Source organism: Burkholderia anthina (assembly GCF_902498995.1).
Lineage (GTDB): Bacteria > Pseudomonadota > Gammaproteobacteria > Burkholderiales > Burkholderiaceae > Burkholderia > Burkholderia anthina.
Window position 1 is genome coordinate 94,570 of the sequence record NZ_CABVLY010000007.1, and the last position, 22,216, is coordinate 116,785.

Genomic DNA, 22,216 nt, shown 5'->3' on the forward strand with positions numbered 1-22,216 from the left:
CGGGAACGGGCCGCGGCTCAGTCCACTTCGTTCAGCGCGTCGGACAGCGCGTTCACGAGATTGTCGATCTCGCGCTTCTCGGCGATGAACGGCGGCGCGAGCTGGATCGTGTCGCCGCCGTAGCGCACGTAGAAGCCCTTCGCCCAGCAGCGCATCGCGATCTCGTACGGGCGCCGTGCCGGCTCGCCCGGCAGCGCCGCGATCGTCAGGCCGGCCGCCAGCCCGTAGTTGCGGATGTCCGCGATATGGCGCTGGCCCTTCAGCCCGTGCACGGCCGCCTCGAAATGCGGCGCGAGATCGCGCACGCGGTTCACCGCGTCGTCCTTCACGAGCAGGTCGAGCGCCGCGACGCCGGCCGCGCATGCAACCGGGTGCGCCGAGTACGTGTAGCCGTGCGGGAACTCGAGCATGTACTCCGGGCCGCCCGCGGCCATGAACGTGTCGTAGATTTCCTTCGTCGCGATCACGCCGCCGAGCGGCTGCGCGCCGTTCGTCACCTGCTTCGCGAAGTTCATGATGTCCGGCACCACGCCGAACGCGTCGGCGCCCGTCATCGCGCCGGCACGGCCGAAGCCCGTGATGACTTCGTCGAAAATCAGCAGGATGTCGTGCGCGGTACAGATGTCGCGCAGGCGCTTCAGATAGCCCTTCGGCGGAATGACCACACCCGCCGAGCCGGAGAACGGCTCGACGATCACGGCCGCGATGTTCGATGCGTCGTGCAGCGTGATCAGGTCGAGCAGGCGATCGGCCAGATCGGCGCCGTTCTCGGGCATCCCGCGCGAGAACGTGTTCTCGGCGAGTTGCGTGTGCGGCAGGAAATCGGCGTCGAGACCCTGGCCGAACAGCTTGCGGTTCGCGCCGATCCCGCCGACCGAGATGCCGCCGAAGTTCACGCCGTGATAACCCTTCTCGCGGCCGATCAGGCGCGTTTTCGTGCCCTTGCCCTTCGCGCGCCAGTACGCACGGGCCATCTTCAGCGACGTGTCGGCCGCTTCCGAGCCCGAACCCGTGAAGAACACGTAGTCGAGGCCAGCCGGCGTCAGATCCTTGATCTTGTTCGCCAGCTCGAACGACTTCGGATGGCCGAACTGGAACGCCGGCGCGTAGTCGAGCTGCGCGACCTGGCGGCTCACGGCTTCCGTGATTTCGGCGCGGCCGTGACCGAGGCCCGTGCACCACAGGCCCGACAGGCCGTCGAAGATCTTGCGGCCTTCGCCGTCCGTGTAATACGCGTCCTTGGCCGACACGATCATGCGCGGATCCGACTTGAACTGGCGGTTCGCCGTGAACGGCATCCAGTGGGCGTCGAGCCAGGCTGCGTCGGTGCGGAGATTCGTCTCTTGGTGCTGGTTGGCGATGGTCGTGTCGGTCATGTCGGTCGGCGCGGCGCGCCCCTCCTCCTTGTGTTGATGTTGCGCATTGTCGGGACGCCAATTAGTCTTTTGAATATCGCAATATCAATGTTCACTTGCGCAACTATGCAAGCAAAGAAACCGAAGAGTCGCGCGCTGCTCGGGCAGCTCAGCGACATGGACCTGCGGCTGCTGCGGGTCTTCAAGGGCGTCGTGCAGTGCGGCGGGATGGCGGCGGCCGAACTCGAGCTGAATATCGGCATTTCGACGATCAGCCGGCACGTGAAGGATCTCGAAACGCGCCTCGGCCTGGTGCTGTGCCGGCGCGGCCGCGCGGGCTTCACGCTGACGGCCGAAGGCCAGACCGTGTACGAGGAAACGTTGCGGCTGCTTGCGTCGATGGAGGCATTTCGCAGCCGGATCGACGGCATTCACGACAAGATGGGCGGAGAACTGCACATCGCCGTATTCGACAAGACGGCCACCAACGCGAATGCACGGCTCGGCGACGCGATCCGCCAGTTCGCCGACGAAGCGCCCGACGTCGCCCTGAACCTGCATGTCGCGTCGATCAACGAAGTCGAGCGCGGGATCATCGACGGCAGCTATCAGGTCGGGATCATTCCCGCGCACCGCAGCTCGGGCAGCCTCGTGTATTCGGAATTGTTCGACGAGCGGATGCTGCTGTACTGCGGCCGCCAGCATCCGCTGTACGACGCGCCGCACGGCAAGCTCACGTGGACGACGATCCGCGACCATGCGTTCGCCGGGCTCGGCTTCCACTCGCCGAACATGGAACTGAGCCACCGCGCGAAGCTCACGCGCAGCGCGACGGCGTCGGACCAGGAATCGATCGCGACGCTGATCCTGTCCGGCCGCTACCTGGGCTTCTTGCCCGACCATTACGCGGAAAGCTTCGAAAACAAGGGGTTGATGCAGGCGATCGCGCCGCACCGGTTCAACTACCGGTGCCGGTTCGTGAGCCTGCTGCGGCGCTCGCCGCGGCCGTCACGGGCGGCGCTGCTGTTCCAGTCGTGCCTCGAAGCCGCGCATGCGGCGGCGCAACGGGCCGACGGCAACGCGTAGCCGGGGCCGGGCTGCCGGCCCGCTCACGCACCGCCGTCGGCCTGCGCGCGTCGCCGCATCCGCATCAGGAAATAGACGGCGACGAGCGCCGCCGCGAACCCGGACGCCGCGCCGACGCCGAGCGCCCAGCGCGGGCCCAGATGGTTCGCGACCCAGCCCGCGACCGGCGCGCCGATCGGCGTGCCGCCGAACGCGACCGCGAGGCGCAGCGCCATCACGCGCCCGCGCATCGCCGGCTCGGTCGACAGTTGCATCAGCGCATTGGTCGACGTGGTGAAGGTCATCGCGGCGATCCCGGTCAGCACGAGCGCCGCCGCGAACAGCCAGTAGCTCGGCGCGATCGCGCCGAACGTGCAGCCGACGCCGAACACCGTCGCGCCGATCCACAGATGCCGGAACAGCGGGCGTTCGCGGCGCGCCGCGAGCAGCGCGCCGGAGATCGTGCCGACCGCCATCATCGACGACAGGATCCCGAAGCCGCGCGCATCGACATGGAATACGCCGGCCGCCATCGTCGAGATGAACAGCGGGAAATTCAGCCCGAACGTGCCGATCAGGAACAGCATCGCGAGCGTCGCTTTCAGGTCCGGGCGCTGCCACACGTAGCGGAACCCGTCGAGCAGGCTCCCCCTCGCACGGCCGGCGCGCGCGTTCTCGCGCAGCTGGCCGGCGCGCAGCAGCGACAGCGACGCGAGCACCGCGACGAAGCTGACGCCGTTGATCAGGAACGCCCAGCCGGTGCCGACCGACGCGATGATGAAGCCGGCCGCCGCGGGCCCGATCATCCGCGCCGCGTTGAACGACGTCGAATTGAGCGCGACGGCGTTCGCGAGCTCGCGGTCGCCGACCAGTTCCGCGACGAAGGTTTGCCGCACCGGCGCATCGAACGCCGACGCGCAGCCGAACAGGAACGCGAACAGATAGACGTGCCACAGCCGCACGACGCCCGTGACCGTCAGCAGCCCCAGCGCGAGCGCGAGGCCGCCCATCAGCGCCTGGGTCGTCATCAGCAGCCGGCGCTGGTTGAAGCGGTCGGCCGCATAGCCCGTCCACGGCAGCAGCAGGAGCTGCGGGCCGAACTGCAGCGACATCACGATGCCGACCGCCGACGCGTCGTGGTGCGTGAGCTGCGTGAGCACGAGCCAGTCCTGCGCGGTGCGCTGGATCCACGTGCCGACGTTGGACACCAGCGCGCCGGCCGCCCAGACCCGGTAGTTGAAGCTGCGCAGCGAGCGGAACACGCCCGCGGCCGGCACGCTCATGGCCGCTCCGGAGCGTTGCCGCCGTGCAGCGCGCCGAAGTGCCGCGCGAGATACAGGCCGAGCGCCAGCACGCCGAGGCCGGATGCGGCCGCGTCGACGGTACGCATCAGGTCGAAACGGCCGATCCGCCAAAGCAGCGCATAGCCGATCGCGAGATTGACGACGCCCCACACGACGTTCACGGTGGACGACGACAGGCCGCGGCCGGGCGGCGTCGCGAACGGCGTCTGGAACGGCTCGCCGCGCAGCCCGCTGACGAGATGCGGGACGGCATTCGCCAGGAAGGCGCCGCCGAAAAAACAGCACACGAGATGCAGGATGTTCATGTTCAGGCATGCCTCCCGCCGGGCAGGTCGGTCGGGCGCGCGGGCGCGCCGTCGTTGAATTCCGCGAGCCGCTGCAGCAGTTGCACGGCCGCCGCGAGTTCGGCCTGCTCGTGTGTCGACAGCTGCGCATGCAGCGCGCGGAACAGCCAGTCGTCCTTGGCCGCGCGGTTGGCCTGCAGCCGCTCGCGGAACGCGGGCGTGAGCGCGATAAGCGTCTGCCGGCCGTCGGTCGGATCGGGTGCGCCGCTGACGGCGCCCATCGACTCCAGTGTCGCCACCGTCATGCGCATCGACTGCGGCCGCACGCTTTCGGCACGCGCGAGCGCGGAAACGGTCGCCGCGCCGTCGCGATCGAGACGCAGCAGGACCGATTTCTGCGACGACGTCAGATCGTTCGGGTGGGTCTGCTCGCGCATCCGCCGCATCAGCTTGCTGACGGAGATGCGGAGTTCGCCGGCGAGTCCGGCCAGATGCAGCGCTTCGGGGGGCGAGGATGACGTGTTCATGAATTCAAGATAGCACATCTACAGGAAAACTGTACAGTTAAGCTGTAGATGTGCCCTCGGGGGTGGCGCGTGACCGGTCCATCGGCGCCGCACGCAATCCGCCCCCGTTCTTCGGCCCGATCCGGCTCTGCGATAATGCGGGCTTCCCGTTCCCGCACAGCCTTCCGCCATGACGCAGCCGTCCGCCCCGCTTCCCACCGACCTGCCGCCGATTTCGTGCCTGCCCGGCGATGCGTTGCCGTGGCTGCCGATGAGCGCGGACCTGCCGGGGCTCGCGATCAAGTATCTGCATATCAATGCGGCCGAAGACACGCTGACCGCGCTGCTGAAGATGCCGGCCGGCGGCACGCTGCCGCGCCATCGTCACGACGGCGAGGTGTTCGTCCATACGTTGCAGGGGGCGTGGCGCTACCTCGAGTACGACTGGATCGCGCAGGCCGGCTCGACGGTGCTCGAACCGGCCGGCTCGGTTCACACGCCGGAAACGCTCGGCGCGCCCGGCGAAGACGTGATCACGCTCAACGTGATGCGCGGCGATCTGGTGCTGCTCGACGACGATGGCCGTGAGACCGCGCGCGAGAATTGCCGGGTCGCGCTGTTGCGTCAGCGCAAGCATGCGCGCACGGCGCCGAACGACGCGGCGCCGTTCGTCACGCGCTGAGCAACCGCGCAACCGGTTTCGGCCCGTTCGGGTTCGGGCGCTTCAGGCCATCTCGCGTTCGTCCCTGCGCCGAATCGCCAGCGACGGCACGCCGAAACCGCGCATGGATGCGTCGCGCAAACAGCGCCGGTCGCGAAAGCCGGCCGCCTTCGCGATCGCGTCGAGCGGATGCCGGCTCCGCTCGATCATCAGACGCGCGGCCTCGAGCCGCGGCCGCTCGATCGCCGTCGCCGGCAACTGCCCCGTTTTCAGCGTAAAGCCGTCGATTCGAATGGCGTCGATGGCATGCGAGCCGCCGCTGCCGCGATGCCCCGACGTCACCGCGTTTCGCACCATCCCCGGCGCGTTCCGACCCGCTTGCCATGCCCTCCCCGCAACAGTAATCTCTACGATTGCAGTTTCCGGAGTTGCGCTCCGGCATTCGTCCGATCATCGGCGCTATCGACCGTTGCGAAATTCGACCATGCGGTTCCGTATGTTCACCACCGGGGCCGGCGACGCGCCTGGCCCTTCCAGCGTGCCCGCCGATGGCCGGCCCGCGTTTGCGCCGTTACCCGAGCTGGAAACCCTGTGCCGGATCGCACGTGCGCAGGTCGGCGCGGCCGGCGCGCTGGTCGTGCACGGAGAGGCCGGCGCGCAATGCGTGCTCGCGTTCGACGGAACGCTGCCCGCGTCGCTGCCTCCCGTGTTGTTCCCGCCTCAGGTCGCCCGCACCGCCCACACCACCCACATCGCCCGCACGTCGCCTGTCGGCAGACGATTCGTCGCGCCCGATGCGAGCGCGCATGCGCGTCACGCACCGCACATCGCCGCAGCCTGCGACCTGATCGCGCCGGACGGTGCGCGCCTCGGCGCGCTGTGCGTCGTGAGCGACGGCGACTTCGCGCTCGACATCGCGCAACGCACCCTCCTGGACGATCTGGCCACGCTGGCGGAACATGCGATCGGCCGCGCAATCTCGGAAGCCGCGCTGCGGGAACGGCTCGGCGCGATCGAGGAACACAGCGCGCTGACCACGCTGGCGCTGACGGAAAGCGGCACCGGCGTCTGGGATCGCAACGTGGAAACCGGCGAAATTCATTACTCGGCGGCATGGAAGGCGCTGCTCGGCTACGCGCCGCACGAGCTGACCAGCCGCATCGAGGACGCGTACGAACGACTGCACCCGGACGACGTCGACGACGTGAAGGCGACGATGCTCGCGCATTTCGAGAGCCGGACCGACAGCTACGCGGTCGAGCACCGCATCCGCTGCAAGGACGGCGCGTACAAATGGATCTGCAGCCGCGGCAAGGTCATCGCGCGCGACGACAACGGCCGCGCGTTGCGCATGGTCGGCACGACCACCGACATCACCGCGCTGCGCGAGCTCGCCGACCGGCTGCGCGATTCCGCCACGCTCGTCACGAGCCTGACCGACCAGGTGCCGGGCCTCGTGTTCAAGCTGCGCCAGGCGGCCGACGGCCGCCGCTTCTTTTCGTATGCGAGTGCCGGTGTGCGCGACATCTACGAGCTGACGCCCGAACAGATCGCCGGCGACGCGGATGCGGTCGAAACCCGGATCCATCCGGCCGATCTGGCCGCGTACCGTCAGTCGCTGCAAGCGTCGGCGGAGCGGCTGACGCCGTGGCGGCTCGAATATCGGGTGATGCTGCCGGATCAGGGCCTGCGCTGGCGCGAAGGCGACGCGCGCCCGCAGCGCACGCCCGACGGCGGCACGGTGTGGCACGGCTTCATCACGGACGCGACGGAGCGCAAGCACATCGAGGCCGAACTGCACCGGATGGCGACGACCGATCATCTGACCCAGTTGCCGAACCGCCACGCGTTCATGCGGCAAAGCGAGGCCGTGTTGCGCGGCGTGCGCGCGACCGGCCAGGACGCCGCGGTGCTGATGCTCGATCTCGACCACTTCAAGGCGCTGAACGACCGCTGGGGCCATCCGCTCGGCGACCGCGCGCTCCGCCATTTCGCGCGGCTGCTGCTCGCGGAGATCGGGCCGGACGACATCGTCGGGCGCATCGGCGGCGAGGAATTCGCGATCGTGCTGCCGCGCGCGGGGGTCGACGCGGCGTTCGCGCTCGCGCTGAGCGTGCAGCGGCGCGCGGCCGACACGCGGCTCATGCACGAGGATCAGCGCGTCGCGCTGACGGTCAGCATCGGGATCGACGCGATGCGGATGTCCGACTTCGGCGCGTACCAGTCGCTGTCGCGTGCCGACAAGGCGCTGTACGTCGCGAAAGAACACGGCCGCAACCGGATCGAGGTCTATCGGGCGTAGCCGCGCGCCGCCGTTCGCGCGGCCCGCCGACGGGTCGCGCCGTCGCTCACGCCCCCAACGCTACGATTGCGCCGCCTCGCGCGGCGTGGCGCGCACGCCCAGCAGCATCGCGACCGCGCACGCGGCCAGCAGCGCCGCGATCATCAGCATGGCCGGATCCATGCCGCCGGTTCGCGTGCGGATCACCCCGACGATCCACGGCGTGATCATCCCGCTCGACACGCCGATACTGCTGATCAGCGCGATCCCGCCGGCCGCGCCGGCGCCCGCGAAATACGCGGACGGCACAGCCCAGAACACCGGATGCGCGGCGAAGATCAGCATGGCCGCGATCGACAGCAGCGCCATCATCGCGACGATGCTCTGCAGATGCAGCGTCAGCAACGCCAGCGCCACCGCGCCGCCGAACGCGCACGCGGCGAAGTGCCGGCGCCGTTCGCGCTTGCGGTCCGAACGCCGCGCGATCGCGATCAGGCCGGCCGCGCCGACCGCGTTCGGCACGATCGACAGCAGGCTGATCTGCACGACGTCGTGAATCCCGAATTCGCGAATCATCAAAGGCATCCAGAACAGCAGCATCAGCAGCGCGGTCGTCAGCGAGAAATAGATGAACGCGAACAGGTAGGTGCGCGGCTCGGCCAGCACCTGCCGCAGCGACCCGGCCACATGCGCGGGTGCGCCGGCGCGATCGGCGGCAAGATCGGCCGCCAGCCGTTGCCGGTCGTCGTCGGACAGCCAGCGTGCGTGCTCGGGACGGTCGCACAGCCAGAACCACGCGATCACGCCGAGCAGGATCGCGGGCGCGCCTTCGATCGCGAACATCCATTGCCAGCCGTGCAGCCCGAGCACGCCGGACATCCCGCGCATCAGCCAGCCCGACAGCAGCCCGCCGATCATCCCGGCCACCGCGACGCCCGCATAGAAGATCGACAGCACCGACGCGCGCCGGCGCGCCGGATACCAGTACGTCAGGTAGAACACGACGCCCGGGAAGAAGCCGGCTTCGAACAGCCCGAGCAGGAAGCGCAGCACGTAGAAATGCTTCGCGCTGTCGACGGTGATCATCGCGACCGACACCGCGCCCCACAGGAACATGATCCGCGCGAACGTCCGGCGCGCGCCGAAGCGGCGCAGCAGCGCGTTGCTCGGCACCTCGAACAGCACGTAGCCGACGAAGAACAGCACCGCGCCGAGGCTGTACATCGCGTCGGTCAGGCCGAGATCCTGCCGCATCTGCAACTGCGCGAAGCCGATGTTGCTGCGGTCGAGGATCGACACGATGTAGCAGATGAACAGGAACGGCACGATCCGCATGCCGATGCGGCGATACAGCGCGTCGTTGTCCGACGCGCGGGAACCGGACGCGACCGCTTGCGCGGCGTCCGCTTGAAGAGGGGCTGACATCGATCGTCTCCTCGATGGATGCGAATGCAGGGTACGAATACCGGGTACGAATGCGGGCCGGAAAATCGAACGCCGGTCGCCGCCGCCCGCCGGCAGCGACCGGCCGCGTTCAGTCGCGCGACACGGGTTCGCCTTTCACGCCGAGCATCAGCGCGGCGCCGCTCAGCGCGAGCAGTGCGGCGAGCAGGTACACGGCGAGATCCATGCTGCCGGTGTGCGTGCGGATCATCCCGATCACCCACGGGCTGACGATGCCGCTCGTGATCCCGATGCTGCTGATCAGCGCGATCCCGGCCGCGGCCGCGTTGCCCGACAGGTAGCGGGTCGGCACGGCCCAGAAGATCGGCAGCGCGGCGAAGATCAGCGTCGCCGCGATCGACAGGCACGCGAGCATCGCCGCGAAGCTGTGCAGATGCAGCGTCAAGGCCGCGAGCGCGAGTCCGCCGCCGATCGTGCAGCACGCGAAATGCTTGCGGCGTTCGCCGGTGCGGTCCGAGTGACGCGCGATCAGGATCAGGCCCACCGCGCCGACCGCGTTCGGCACGACCGTATACAGGCTCACGGCCACGACATCGGTCACGCCGAAGTCGCGGATCATCAGCGGCATCCAGAAATTGAGCGTCAGCGACGCGCAGGTCAGCGCGAAATAGACGAACGCGAACAGGTAGACGCGCGGATTCGCGAGCGCGGCCGCCACGCTGCGCGCGTCGTGCGCACCACGCGCGGCGCCGTGCGTGCGGCTGTCCGCGCACAGGGCGGCCACCCGCGCCTTTTCGTCGGGCGCGAGCCACGCGGCGTCCTGCGGCCGGTCGACCAGATACGTGAACGCGAAGAACGCGAGCACGATGGCCGGCGCGCCTTCGATCGCGAACATCCACTGCCAGCCGTGCAGCCCGAACACGCCGCTCATGTCGCGCATGATCCAGCCCGACATCAGGCCGCCGAGCACGCCGGCGACCGCGACGCCCGCAAAGAACACCGAGATCGCCGCCGCGCGCCGGTTCGCGGGGAACCAGTAGGTCAGGTACAGCACGATGCCGGGGAAGAAGCCGGCCTCGAACACGCCGAGCAGGAAGCGCAGCACGTAGAAATGCGACGGCTGCGACACGAACATCATCCCGGTCGACGCGAGGCCCCACAGCAGCATGATCCGCGTGAACGTGCGGCGCGCGCCGAAGCGGGCGAGCAGCATGTTGCTCGGCACTTCGCAGAACACGTAGCCGACGTAGAACACCGCGGCGCCGAGGCCGTACATCGCATCGCTGAAGCCGAGGTCGTGCTTCATCTGCAATTGCGCGAAGCCGATGTTGATGCGGTCGAGGAACGACACGACGTAGCAGAGGAACAGGAACGGCACGATCCGCCATGCGATCTTGCGGAACAGCAGCGCGTCGCCGGATTCGGATCCGGACGCATAGGCGGAAGTCTCGTATGCGGAAGTCGACGCCGCGGCACTCGCGTGCGCGATCGTCGCTTCGGCGGGAAGCGATCGGGGCATGTCTCTCTCCAAACGGGCCGCGCGAATCGAGCGCGCAGCAGTCTCCGAGGGCGTGCATGCGCCCTGCTTTCTTGTGAAACCGGAAATCGGCGCCGTGGGCCGCGGCACAACGCCGCCGCCATTCACGAGCCTTCAGAAGAACGGCGGGACGTCCGCCCGGACGCCCCGCCGTCGTGACCCGCTCAGTCCTGCAGCGCGGCCCACATTTCCTTGTCGCGCTGCGCGGTCCAGATACGCGGATGCGTGATGCCGCTCGCCTCGTCGAACGCGCGCGACACGTCGAACGGCAGGCAGTGTTCGTAGATGAACACGTGGCCGAATTTCGGATCCATCGCTTCGCGCGTGAGCGCCATCGACGCCTTCAGGTCGAGCTTGCGCTCCACCGCCTTGCGGCCCTGCGCGAGCAGCGTCGTCACGAAATCCTTCGTGTAGTCGAGGCCCTTGTTCACGTCGGCCGGATTCAGCAGCGCGGGGCCGCGGCCCGGCACGAGCTTCTCGGCGCCCAGCGCGCGCAGCGCCTCGAGCGTGGCCGGCCATTGTTCGAGCTGCGCGTCGCCGCAATAGCAGGCCGCGTCGTATTCGACGAGGTCGCCCGAGAACAGCACCTTTTGCGACGGCAGCCAGACGATCGTGTCGCCCTTCGTGTGGCCCGAGCCGACGTGCATGATCTTCACTTCGAGCTTGCCGAGGAACAGCGTGATCTCGCGCTCGAACACGAGCGTCGGCCACGTGAGGCCCGGCACCGTCTCGACGCCCGCGAACAGGCGCGGGAAGCGTTCGATCTCCGACTTCATGTCGGCCTCGCCGCGCTCGACGATCATTTCGTACGTGCCGCGGCTCGCGATCACCTGCTGCGCGCCTTCGTCGAAATACGCCGATGCGCCGAGCACGCGCACCGCGTGGTAATGCGACAGCACCACGTGCTTGATCGGCTTGTCCGTCACGCTGCGGATCTTCGCGATCAAGTCCTGCGCCATCGCGGGCGTCGCGGTCGTATCGACGATCAGCACGCTGTCGTCGCCGATGATCACGCCCGAGTTCGGGTCGCCTTCGGCGGTGTACGCGTATGCGTTCTCGGACAGCTTCGTCCAGGTGACCTTCTTCTCTTCCAGATCGGCTTGGGATGCGAATGCTTTGGCCATGTGGCGTTCCGTGGCTGCGAGCCATGTGTTGAGGGGAGTGAGCGGATCATCGTCCTGCGCCAAATATTTGTCAATGGCAAATCTGCTTGCTATTGTTTAATACGGGTAAACGTGCGGGCTGGCGCGGGAAATGGCGTCGGATACCATGCGGGGTTTCGTCAACGGAAGAATCATCGCGTGCAGAACCACGAAGTCAGCGCAGACGACGCGCCGCCCAAGGCGCAGCGCGGCATCCAGAGCGTCGAGGTCGGCGGCCGGCTGCTCGACGCGTTCGCGCGCCGGCGCAAGCCGCTCGGGCTGTCGGAGCTGGCGGGCGCGGCCGACTTGTCGACCGCGCAGGCGCACACCTATCTCGTGAGCCTGACGCGCCTCGCGCTCGTCAAACGCGACGCGATCACCGGCAACTACGAACCGGGCCCGCTGTCGCTGCGGCTCGGGCTGATGTCGATCGAACGCCAGCCGGCCTATCGCGCGGCGCTGCCGCACGCGACGCGGCTCGCGGAGACGGTGGGCCTGAGCGTCGCGCTGTCGGTGCCGGGCGCGCTCGGCCCGACGATCGTGCGCATCGAGCACGGCGGCTATCCGCTGCACGTGAACCTGCACGTCGGGTCGGTGATGTCGCTCGACACGACCGCCACCGGCCGCGTGTTCCGCGCGTTCGGCGATCCCGCGCAACTCGACGCGATGGCGGCCAGCCAGGCCGGCGCGGGCGACACGCTCGCCGGCGCGGAAGGCGAGCAGCCGGCGACCGATGCCCGCGCGCAGCAGGCCGAACTCGACGCGATCCGCACGCGCGGGATCGAGCGCGGTGTGGACCGGCCGAGCCCCGGCGTCAGCGCGATGTGCGTGCCGGTGCTGGATGCCGACGGGTGCCTGCCACTCGCGCTGACCGTGATCGGTTCGACCGGGTCGATCGACGTCGGCTGGGACGGCCCGATCGCGACGGCGTTGCGCGACGCCGCGCGGCAAGCCACCGCGTCGCTCGACGCGGGACGCGACGCACCGCCGGCCGTGCCGGCCGCGACGCCGGCCACGCCGCGCGTGCCGCCCGCGCTCGGTGACGACGCGAAGACGCAACGCGGCATCAATGCGCTCGACAGCACCGGCGAGCTGTTGCTCGCGCTCGTGTCGGCGGGCCGCGCGCTGCCGCTGCGCGACCTCGCGGCCGCCGCCGGGATGCCGGCCGCCAAGGCGTTCCCGCATCTGGTGAGCCTTCAGAAAATCGGCCTGCTGAGCCGCGACGACGCCGGCTGCTTCGGCGGCGGCCCGCTCGCGCAGGCGCTGGGCCTGATCGCAATGCAGCGCGTATCGCCGACACGCGATGCGGAAGCCGAAATCGTCGCGCTCGCCGGGGCGACCGACATGAGCGTGGCGGCCGCGACGCTCGGGCCGCTCGGGCCGACCGTGATCCGGCTCGAGGAATCGGCACGGCCACAGCACGTGAGCCTGCAGGTCGGCACCGTGATGTCGCTCGTCAATACGGCGATCGGCCGGATCTTCGCGGCCGGCATGTCCGACGACGTGCTGGCCGGCCTGCTGGCCGACGAACCGGTGCGCCTTGCCGGCGGCGCGGCGCAGGTCGACGACGCGTTTCGCGCGCGGCTTGCGGCGATCCGCGCGGACGAACTCGATTTTGCGTTCGACGCGCCGGTGCCCGGCATCGGCACGATCGCCGCGCCCGTGTTCGATCACACCGGCAGCATCCGGCTCGTGATCGCGATCATCGGCTCGTCGCGCGGCTTCCCGCGCGGGCCGGACAGCGCGCTCGCGCATACGCTGCTCGCGGCGACGCGCCGGCTGTCGTGGCGGTTCGGATGGATCGGCGCCTGATCGCCGTACTACCGCCGCTCATCCGCCCCGGCTGCCCTCCCTTTTTCCATTTCCTCGATGCGAGGCCGTGCTTGCCACGGCCTCGGCGCGCCTGTTCGCCACGACGATCCGCATGCACGCTTTCCGTGTTGCGCAGCAGCAACAGAGAATGTCAGTAATTCTCATATAACGAAATCGCATTTCACAAAGCGGTGAAGTTTCTTTATGATTAGGGTTATCCCTAATCCACTACTTCTCTGGGGTTTCGTCATGCAAACGTCTAATGTCTCGAACCGTTCCACCGAATCCGCTGGCTGGCTCGCACGTGTTGGCGAGCTGATCGCAGAAGCCTGGTCGCTCCACCTGGAAAACTGCGAAGTCATCGCTGAAGCGCACGCACGCCTGCCGCACTAAGCTTGGCAACTGGCCGCCGGCCGGCGGCACGATAACCGGTCCGATCCGCGTGTCGGGACGCGCGCCGCAAGGCCGCCGCGTCCGGCATCGGAGCGCCGGACGAATTTTCATGAAACAGGGCCGCATGGTCCTGGTTCGAATGGCCTCGGCACGATGCGAGCGCCATGGGTAATGGCCGGTGCCGGGTTTCACGCATCGGTCAACGCAGCAGCTGGCCGCTGCGTGCGCTCGCGACGCGCGATGCCGCGGCATCGCGTCGCGCCGGGTCGCCGCGGAAGATTCATCCGTTTTCCGGCCCCGCCGGCATTGTCCCGCCCGTAAACGGTTCAGGGCCGCGCACACGCGCCGCGCAGCCCGATCGCCGCCCTTCTTCAGCGCAGCCGAATCCATCGTTACCGCGACGGATCGCCGGCCCGACGCTGTCCCGTCAGACCTGAATCGACGGCACATCCTTCATGCACCGCAGCGCGAACATCGAGCGGCTGTGGCGGATACTCGAAATCCTGTACAGCTTCTCGCGCAGGAAACGTTCGTAGCCGGCCGTGCCGTCCACCGCGACCTTGATCCAGTAGTCGTATTCGCCCGACACGAGATACGCCTCGAGCACCTCGGGCAGTGCCGCGAGTTCGGCGCCGAAGCGCGCCAGCGCGTCGTCCTCGTGGCGATCGAGCGTGACTTCGAGAATCACGATGTCCGCGTAACCGAGCATCTTCTGGTTGACGAGCGCGACATACCCGTCGATGTAGCCGTCGAGTTCGAGTTGCCGCGTGCGGTTCCAGCATGCGGTGGTCGACATGCCGATCTGCTCGGCCAGTTCGGCGTTCGACAGGCGCGCATTTTTTTGCAGCGCTCCGAGGATCTTGCGGTCCTGATTGTCGAGGGTTTTCGGCGAGCGTTCGCGGGTAGCCATGGCAGGAAGAATCTTCTACTGAAAATCGGCATTCTATCTGAACAGCATTCCGGTTTCGGGTCCGTTTTGCTGGAAAACAGGAAGCCTTTTAATCGGCCCGCTTGATACATTTTCTCCATGCCTGTGGTCCGGCACGCTCCCCGCGACACCCCCCTCGCACCGGGACGCCCGGCCGCAATCACGAGTTGCGGCGCCGGACCTGCAGGCATGCGATTCCCCGCCTCCCGCGCGGCCTATCCGGCTGCCGGGCCGGCGCCCGATTTCCCTGTTCCCGTACTATCCCGTCATGTCGTTCAGGCTTTATCTGTCGTTCCTCGCTGCATCCGCCGTCCTCATCTACGCTCCCGGCCCCGTCAACCTCCTCACGATGAACCAGGCACTGCGCACCGGCTGGCGCCGCGCGCTGCCGTGCGTATGGGGCGGCACGCTCGCCGTGCTGCTGCAACTCGCGCTGACCGCGCTGTGCCTGAATTCGCTGGTTCATCTCAACGAACATGCACTGACCGTGCTGCGCTGGGCAGGCGCCGCATACCTCGTCTGGCTCGGCTGCAAGCAATGGCTCAGCCGCGCCCCGGCGAACGCGCCTGCCGCGTCGACCGAAACCGGCGCCGCCGCATCCGGCGCCGACACCGGGCGCGCGCTGTTCTGGCGCGGCGTGGCGACGTCCGGGCTGAATCCGAAGACGCTGCTGTTCTTTCCGTCGTTCTTTCCGCAGTTCATCGTCCCGAACGCCGACTGGAGCCTGAACGCGCAGTTCCTGCTGCTCGCGACGACCTTCGCGGTGCTGTTCGCCGGCGGCGTCGCGTCGATGGCGCTGTTCTCGCACCGGCTGAGCCGCGCGCTGCAACGGCCGGCGCGGATGCGCGCGATGAATCGCGTGACGGGCGGGCTGCTGGTCGGGATGGGCGCGATCATGGTCGGCTGGAACTGAGGCCGAAATCCGGGCGACTGCGCAAGCGGGTGTCGCGTCACCCGCCGCCGGCCCCTCGAAAAAGCAGCCGATCGCGGCGGCCCGATGCGCGGCCGGTACAATCGCGCGATGTCCGAATTGCTCACTTACGGCGGCCTGTTCGCCGTGTCGATGGTCGCCGCGACCCTGTTTCCGCTCCAGTCCGAAGCCGTGCTCGCCGGCCTGCTGCTCGCCGGGCGCGAGCCCGTGTGGGCGCTGGTGCTGGTCGCGAGCGTCGGCAACGTCGCCGGCTCGGCGATCAACTGGGTGCTCGGCCGCGGCATCGAGCATTTCCGCGATCGCCGCTGGTTTCCGGTCAAGCCGGCCGCGCTCGCGCGCGCCGAGGGCTGGTACAGGCGCTATGGCCGCTGGTCGCTGCTGCTGAGCTGGGCGCCGGTGATCGGCGATCCGCTGACGATGATCGCCGGCGTGCTGCGCGAGCCGCTACCGACTTTCCTCGCGATCGTCACGATCGCAAAGGTCGGCCGGTATCTGGTGATCGCGTGGCTCGTCGTGCATTGAGGCCTTGACGCCTGGAGGCGTCGGGCCGCACGACGCGCGCCGGCGACGTTACTTCTTGTCCCCCGCCAGATCGATCGCCTTGTCCGATCCGACCGCGTTGCGCAGCTGGAATTTCTGAATCTTGCCGGTCGACGTCTTCGGCAGCTCGCCGAAGCGCACGACCTTCGGCACCTTGAACCCGGCGAGCAACTGCTTGCAGTGCGCGACGATCTCCTCCTCCGTCGCGCTCATCCCGTTGCGCAGCTCGACGAACGCGCACGGCACCTCGCCCCACTTCGGGTCGGGCATCGCGACCACGGCCGCGACCGCAACCGCCGGATGCCGGTACAGCGCATCCTCCACCTCGATGCTCGAGATGTTCTCGCCGCCCGAAATGATGATGTCCTTGCGGCGATCCTTGATGCGGATATAGCCGTCCGGCGTCAGCACGCCGAGATCGCCCGTATGGAACCACCCGCCGTGGAAGGCTTCATCCGTCGCGTGCGGGTTCTTCAGGTAGCCCTTCATGCAGATGTTGCCGCGGAACATGATCTCGCCGAGCGTCTCGCCGTCGGCGGGCACCGGCGCCATCGTGTCCGGGTCGAGCACCGTCGCCCCCGCTTCCAGGTGATAGCGCACGCCCTGCCGCGCGTTCAGCCGCGCGCGCTCGTCATCGGGCAGTGCTTCCCAGTGCGCCTGCTTCGCGCACACGGTCGCCGGGCCGTAGACCTCGGTCAGCCCGTACACGTGCAGCAGGTCGAAGCCGATCTCCTTCATCTTCGCGATCACGGCCGGCGCGGGCGCCGCACCGGCGACCATCGCGTGCACCGTGTGATCGATGCCTTCGCGGAATTCGGCCGGCGCATTCGCGATCGCGCTCTGCACGATCGGCGCGCCGCAGTAATGCGTGATGCGTTCGCGGCGGATCAGGTCGAACACCGTCTTCGCATCGAACTTGCGCAGGCACACGTTCACGCCCGCGCGCGCCGCGACGGCCCACGGGAAGCACCAGCCGTTGCAGTGGAACATCGGCAGCGTCCACAGATACACGGCGTGCTTCGGCATGTCCCATTCGAGGATGTTGCTGATCGCCGCGAGATGCGCGCCGCGATGGTGATAGACGACGCCCTTCGGGTCGCCGGTCGTGCCGGACGTGTAGTTCAGCGCGATCGCATCCCATTCGTCGGCGGGCGGCGTCCATGCGTAGTCGGGGTCGCCGCCCGCGACGAACGCTTCGTAGTCGGTCGCGCCGGCGAAGCGCGCGGGGTCGGCCGGCATCGCGTCGGCGACGCTGACGATCTTCAGGCCCGGCACCTCCAACGCCGCGCGATGCGCGAGATCCGCGTATTCGGTGTCGACGATCAGCACCTTCGCTTCGCCATGGCGCAGCATGAACAACACCGACGAAATGTCGAGCCGCGTGTTGATGGTGTTGAGCACCGCGCCGGCCATCGGCACGCCGAAGTGCGCCTCGACCATCGCCGGGATGTTCGGCAGCAGCGCCGCGACCGTTTCGCCGCGCGCGACGCCGGCCTGCGCGAGCGCGCTCGCCAGCTGCTTCGCGCGCGTGTAGGTTTCGCCCCACGTGCGTCGTACGTCGCCGTGCACGATGGCCAGGCGCGCGCCGTAGACTTCGGCCGCGCGGACCAGGAAGTCGAGCGGCGTGAGCGGCACGTAGTTGGCGTCGCGGCGGCCGAGTCCGGCCTCGAACATCTGCGTCATGATCCTGTCTCCCGTTTTCTGTCGACCGGCGCGTGCATCGACGCCGCGGCGCACGCATCGGTCTCGTGTTCAGCCGGAGTGCATGCACCCCGATTCGTTTTGATGTGGTTCAATTGCCGACAGCCTAACGGGCGCTATTGTGAGCCGTCTGTCATCGAAACGACAGAGTGCCTTTCGAACGCTGCGCGTTATCCCTATCCTCGCAAACCCGCACCCATGCACGACCACCTCGTTGCGCCGCCCGACGCGGCCGCCACCCCGGCCACCACGGCCGGCACGCCGTTCGATCCGGGCCCGTTGCCGGCGCTGTCGACGCTGTTCGGGCAATGCGCGTGGTTCCGCGCGCTCGCGCCGGAACATCAGGCGCTGGTGCTCGCGCAGTCGCGCGCCGAGCAGCGCGAGGCCGGCGACGTGATCGCGCAGCGACTCGCGCCGTCCGAGTACTGGATCGGCGTGCATCGCGGGCTGCTGAAGCTGGCGATCTTCAATGCGTCGGGACGCGGCTGCACGTTTTCCGGCGTGCCGTCGGGCGGCTGGTTCGGCGAAGGCAGCGTGATCAAGCGCGAGCTGCGCAAATACGAAGTGGTCGCGGTTCAGCGCTCGACCGTGCTGTTCGTGCCGGTCGACACGTTCCATGCGCTGCTCGACACCAGCCTGCCGTTCACGCGCTTCGTGATCCACCAGTTGAACAACCGGATGGGTGAGTTCATCGCATCGATCCAGAACAGCCGGCTGCTCGACGTCGATGCACGCGTCGCGCAGGCGCTCGCGCAACTGTTCAATCCCGATCTGTATCCGGACACCGGCCCGTCGCTCGCGATCTCGCAGGAGGAACTGGGCATGCTCGTCGGCGTATCGCGGCAGCGGATCAACCAGGCGCTGCAGCAACTCGAGAAACTCGGCGTGTTGCGGCTCGCATACAACCAGATCGAAGTCGTCGACCTGACCGCGCTCGCGCGGGTCGGCATGGAGCAGATCTGAGCGCGGCCCGATGAACGAAACCGGCGTCGATGCAGCGCGCGCAGCCGATCCGGCAGCCGCTTCCCGGCTCCCGCGCCAGCCCGCTTTCCATCCGACGAATCGGCCGGCCTGCACCGCGCCCGAAACTGACAATTCCGCCAGTTTCATGTCAGTAACGCGTTCAGCCCCGACGCCTATCATTCGGGTTCCCTTCACCGACGCCTGATCACGGCCTGTCCCGCTGCCTCCATGTGGATCGTCAATCTCGCCCTCAGGCGCCCGTACACGTTCATCGTGATGGCCATCATGATCGTGCTGGCCACCCCGCTTGCGCTGATGCGCACGCCCGTCGACGTGCTGCCGGCGGTCAACATCCCCGTCATCAGCGTGATCTGGAGTTACAGCGGGTTCTCGGCGACGGACATGACCAACCGGATCACGGCCGTTCATGAACGGAGCCTGACCACGACCGTCAACAACATCGAGCACATCGAGTCGACGTCGCTGCCCGGCATCGCGGTCGTGAAGGTGTTCCTGCAGCCCGGCGCGAACGTGCAGACGGCCATCGCGCAGACGGTGGCGTCCGCGCAGTCGATCGTCCGCCAGATGCCGCAGGGCGCGACGCCGCCGCTCGTGATCACCTATTCGGCGTCGAGCATCCCGGTGATCCAGCTCGGGCTGTCGAGCAAGACGCTCAGCGAACAGTCGCTCGCCGACATCGCGCTCAACTTCCTGCGCCCGCAACTGATCACGGTTCGCGGCGCCCAGATTCCGTTCCCGTACGGCGGCCGCACGCGCGTGGTCGCGATCGACCTCGATCCGCAGGCGCTGCTCGCGAAAGGCCTCACGCCCGCCGACATCGTCAATGCGATCAACGCGCAGAACCTCGTGCTGCCGACCGGCACCGCGAAGATGGGCCAGACCGAATACCGGATCGACACGAACGCGTCGGCCGACACGATCGCCGACATCAACGGCCTGCCGATCCAGACCGTCAACGGCGCGACGACCTACCTGCGCGAAGTCGCGTCGGTGCGCGACGGCTTCGCGCCGCAGACCAACGTCGTGCGCCAGAACGGCCAGCGCGGCGTGCTGATGTCGATCCTGAAGACCGGCGACGCGTCGACGCTGAAAGTCGTGTCGGACCTGAAGGCGCTGCTGCCGAAGGTGATCCCGACGCTGCCCGAAGGGCTCACGGTCACGCCGCTGTTCGACCAGTCGGTGTTCGTCGACGCCGCCGTGCAGGGGGTGATTCACGAAGCGCTGATCGCCGCCGTGCTGACCGCGATGATGATCCTGCTGTTCCTCGGCAACTGGCGCAGCACGCTGATCATCGCCATCTCGATTCCGCTGTCGATCTTCACGTCGCTGATCGCGCTGTCCGCGCTCGGCGAGACCATCAACATCATGACGCTCGGCGGGCTGGCGCTCGCGGTGGGGATTCTGGTCGACGATGCCACCGTCACGATCGAGAACATCGAGCGGCACCTGCATCTCGGCACCAACCTGCACGAGGCGATCCTCGAAGGCGCCGGCGAAATCGCGGTGCCCGCGTTCGTGTCGACGCTGTGCATCTGTATCGTGTTCGTGCCGATGTTCTTCCTGACCGGCGTCGCGCGCTACCTGTTCGTGCCGCTCGCCGAGGCGGTGGTATTCGCGATGCTCGCGTCGTACGTGCTGTCGCGCACGCTGGTGCCGACGCTCGCGATGCTGCTGTTCCGCCCGCAACAGGCGAGCACCGGCCCCGATCATTCGACGTCGCGTTTCGCACGCATCCATCATGCGTTCAACGACGCGTTCGAGCGGCTGCGCGCATGGTACATCGTGCTGCTGAGCATCCTGCTGGTGCGCCGCCGCTTCTACGCGATGTGCTTCCTCGGCTTCTGCGTGCTGTCGACCGGCCTCGTGTTCGTGCTCGGTCGCGACTTCTTCCCGAACGCCGATTCCGGCAACATCCGGATGCACATGCGCGCGCCGACCGGCTACCGGATCGAGGAAACCGCGCGCCTCGCCGACCAGGTCGAGCGCGTGATCCGCGAGGCCGTGCCGCCCGACGAGCTCGGCGCGATCGTCGACAACCTCGGGCTGCCGGTGAGCGGCATCAACCTGTCGTACAGCAACAGCGGCACGATCGGCACGCTCGACGGCGAACTGATGATCGCGCTGAAGCCCGGTCACCGCTCGACCCAGCACTACGTGCGGCTGCTGCGCACGCTGCTGCCGCAACGCTTCCCGGGCGTCGAATTCTTCTTCCAGCCGTCGGACATCATCACGCAGATCCTCAACTTCGGGCAACCGGCCGCGATCGACGTGCAGGTGCTCGGCAACGATCTCGCGAGTAACATGGCTATCGCGAGCAGCCTGATGAAGAAGATCAGGCAAATCCCCGGCGCCGTCGACGTGCACGTCCTGCAGCGCAACGACGAACCGACCCTGGTGGCCGACATGGACCGTACGCGCATGCAGCAACTCAGCCTCTCCGCGCAGAACGTCGCGCAGAACATGCTGATCTCGCTGTCCGGTAGTTCCCAGACGACCCCGTCGTTCTGGATCAACCCGCGCACGGGCGTCCAGTACCCGCTGCAGATCCAGACCCCGCAATACGACATCTCGTCGATCAACGACCTGCTCGCCACGCCGGTTTCCGCGAGCGGCCGCACGGGCACGCCGCTGCAACTGCTCGGCAATCTCGTGCGAATCCGTCCCTTCATCGGCCCTGCCGTGATCACGCACTACAACATCCGTCCGGCGATCGACCTCTACGTGAGCGTCGAGGGCCGCGATCTCGGCTCGGTCGCCGGCGAGATCGACCGGGTCGTGTCCGACGCACGCGCGACGCTGCCGCGCGGCACCGACCTGTCGGTGCGCGGCCAGGTCGAGACGATGCGCACGTCGTACCTCGGCCTCGGCGCGGGCGTCGCGATGGCGATCGTGCTCGTCTACCTGCTGATCGTCGTGAACTTCCAGTCGTGGCTCGACCCGCTGATCATCGTCAGCGCGATGCCGGCCGCGCTCGCCGGCATCGCGTGGATGCTGTTCATCACCGGCACGCATCTGAGCGTGCCGGCGCTGACCGGCGCGATCATGACGGTGGGCGTCGCGACCGCCAACAGTATTCTGGTGGTGTCGTTCGCGCGGCAGCGCCTCGCGGCCGGCGCGCCGCCGCTCACGGCCGCGCTGGAAGCCGGCGCGACGCGGATCCGGCCGGTGATGATGACGGCGCTCGCGATGATCATCGGGATGGTGCCGATGGCGCTCGGTCTCGGCGAAGGCGCCGAGCAGAACGCGCCGCTCGGCCGCGCGGTGATCGGCGGCCTGCTGTTCGCAACCGTTTCGACGCTGCTGTTCGTGCCGCTCGTGTTCGGCGGCGTGCATTCGCGGCTGGCCCGCCGGCGCGCGCGCCAGGCCGGACACTGACTTTCGCCTATAG

Annotated in this window: 17 protein-coding genes and 1 pseudogene; 8 read left to right on the forward strand and 10 right to left on the reverse strand. The window is 68.1% G+C overall.

All coding sequences use genetic code 11. From position 1 onward, the window contains the following. Positions 1-17: 17 nt before the first annotated feature. The gene (aptA, locus tag BME24068_RS11570; protein ID WP_174926132.1) at positions 18-1,376 is read right to left on the reverse strand and encodes an omega-aminotransferase AptA; all 1,359 of its coding nucleotides are present in this window, start codon (positions 1,374-1,376) and stop codon (positions 18-20) included. Between the two features lie 105 nt (positions 1,377-1,481). Between aptA and BME24068_RS11575 the strand changes: the two genes are divergently transcribed. Continuing rightward, on the forward strand, positions 1,482-2,441 hold the full coding sequence (locus BME24068_RS11575) for a LysR family transcriptional regulator (protein WP_239007847.1): 960 nt from the start codon (positions 1,482-1,484) through the stop codon (positions 2,439-2,441). A gap of 23 nt (positions 2,442-2,464) precedes the next feature. Here BME24068_RS11575 and BME24068_RS11580 read toward each other — a convergent pair whose 3' ends face one another. The 3 genes from BME24068_RS11580 to BME24068_RS11590 are packed head-to-tail and all read right to left on the reverse strand — an operon-like array spanning position 2,465 to position 4,553. Next, on the reverse strand, positions 2,465-3,703 hold the full coding sequence (locus BME24068_RS11580) for an MFS transporter (protein WP_096498794.1): 1,239 nt from the start codon (positions 3,701-3,703) through the stop codon (positions 2,465-2,467). Then, positions 3,700-4,029: a hypothetical protein gene (locus BME24068_RS11585; protein WP_174926134.1), complete on the reverse strand. Its 330-nt coding sequence runs from the start codon at positions 4,027-4,029 to the stop codon at positions 3,700-3,702. Before BME24068_RS11585 ends, BME24068_RS11580 begins: the two co-directional genes overlap by 4 nt. A gap of 2 nt (positions 4,030-4,031) precedes the next feature. Beyond that, a complete protein-coding gene (locus tag BME24068_RS11590) occupies positions 4,032-4,553 on the reverse strand; it encodes a MarR family winged helix-turn-helix transcriptional regulator (protein WP_420887545.1) in 522 nt (173 codons plus the stop codon). A 151-nt stretch (positions 4,554-4,704) separates the two neighbouring features. Here BME24068_RS11590 and BME24068_RS11595 point away from each other — a divergent pair, with 151 nt between their 5' ends. Beyond that, positions 4,705-5,196 carry a 2,4'-dihydroxyacetophenone dioxygenase family protein gene (locus tag BME24068_RS11595; protein ID WP_096498800.1) on the forward strand — a complete coding sequence of 164 codons (492 nt, stop codon included), beginning with the start codon at positions 4,705-4,707 and terminating at the stop codon, positions 5,194-5,196. A gap of 42 nt (positions 5,197-5,238) precedes the next feature. Here the strand turns inward: BME24068_RS11595 and BME24068_RS11600 are convergent. After that, positions 5,239-5,454: pseudogene (locus tag BME24068_RS11600) on the reverse strand (GlxA family transcriptional regulator); the annotation flags it as partial. A gap of 217 nt (positions 5,455-5,671) precedes the next feature. Between BME24068_RS11600 and BME24068_RS11605 the strand changes: the two are divergent. Continuing rightward, positions 5,672-7,477: a sensor domain-containing diguanylate cyclase gene (locus BME24068_RS11605; protein ID WP_239007848.1), complete on the forward strand. Its 1,806-nt coding sequence runs from the start codon at positions 5,672-5,674 to the stop codon at positions 7,475-7,477. A gap of 60 nt (positions 7,478-7,537) precedes the next feature. On the opposite strand, the gene BME24068_RS11610 is transcribed toward BME24068_RS11605, so the two are convergent. The 3 genes from BME24068_RS11610 to BME24068_RS11620 form a co-directional block, all read right to left on the reverse strand. Further along, on the reverse strand, positions 7,538-8,881 hold the full coding sequence (locus BME24068_RS11610) for an MFS transporter (RefSeq protein WP_096498804.1): 1,344 nt from the start codon (positions 8,879-8,881) through the stop codon (positions 7,538-7,540). Positions 8,882-8,990: 109 nt separating this feature from the next. Next, on the reverse strand, positions 8,991-10,379 hold the full coding sequence (locus BME24068_RS11615) for an MFS transporter (protein ID WP_174926136.1): 1,389 nt from the start codon (positions 10,377-10,379) through the stop codon (positions 8,991-8,993). A gap of 182 nt (positions 10,380-10,561) precedes the next feature. Next, positions 10,562-11,521: an MBL fold metallo-hydrolase gene (locus tag BME24068_RS11620; RefSeq protein ID WP_096498808.1), complete on the reverse strand. Its 960-nt coding sequence runs from the start codon at positions 11,519-11,521 to the stop codon at positions 10,562-10,564. 177 nt (positions 11,522-11,698) lie between these two features. Between BME24068_RS11620 and BME24068_RS11625 the strand changes: the two genes are divergently transcribed. Beyond that, positions 11,699-13,351, forward strand: a complete 1,653-nt coding sequence (locus BME24068_RS11625) for an IclR family transcriptional regulator (RefSeq protein WP_174926137.1) — start codon at positions 11,699-11,701, stop codon at positions 13,349-13,351. An 820-nt stretch (positions 13,352-14,171) separates the two neighbouring features. On the opposite strand, the gene BME24068_RS11630 is transcribed toward BME24068_RS11625, so the two are convergent. Continuing rightward, entirely contained in the window at positions 14,172-14,654 is a 483-nt protein-coding gene (locus BME24068_RS11630; protein ID WP_096498814.1) for an Lrp/AsnC family transcriptional regulator, read from the reverse strand. Positions 14,655-14,940: 286 nt separating this feature from the next. Between BME24068_RS11630 and BME24068_RS11635 the strand changes: the two genes are divergently transcribed. Further along, positions 14,941-15,585: a LysE family translocator gene (locus BME24068_RS11635; RefSeq protein ID WP_174926138.1), complete on the forward strand. Its 645-nt coding sequence runs from the start codon at positions 14,941-14,943 to the stop codon at positions 15,583-15,585. A gap of 108 nt (positions 15,586-15,693) precedes the next feature. Further along, a complete protein-coding gene (locus tag BME24068_RS11640; RefSeq protein ID WP_096499311.1) occupies positions 15,694-16,125 on the forward strand; it encodes a YqaA family protein in 432 nt (143 codons plus the stop codon). Between the two features lie 48 nt (positions 16,126-16,173). Here BME24068_RS11640 and BME24068_RS11645 read toward each other — a convergent pair whose 3' ends face one another. Next, a complete protein-coding gene (locus BME24068_RS11645) occupies positions 16,174-17,826 on the reverse strand; it encodes an acyl-CoA synthetase (protein ID WP_174926139.1) in 1,653 nt (550 codons plus the stop codon). Positions 17,827-18,042: 216 nt separating this feature from the next. On the opposite strand from BME24068_RS11645, the gene BME24068_RS11650 reads away from it, so the two are divergent. Both BME24068_RS11650 and BME24068_RS11655 read left to right on the forward strand, forming a co-directional pair. Then, a complete protein-coding gene (locus BME24068_RS11650; protein WP_096498822.1) occupies positions 18,043-18,807 on the forward strand; it encodes a Crp/Fnr family transcriptional regulator in 765 nt (254 codons plus the stop codon). Between the two features lie 228 nt (positions 18,808-19,035). Beyond that, positions 19,036-22,203, forward strand: coding sequence for an efflux RND transporter permease subunit (locus tag BME24068_RS11655; RefSeq protein ID WP_096498824.1), 3,168 nt, complete (start codon positions 19,036-19,038; stop codon positions 22,201-22,203). The last annotated feature ends 13 nt before the right edge of the window (positions 22,204-22,216 follow it).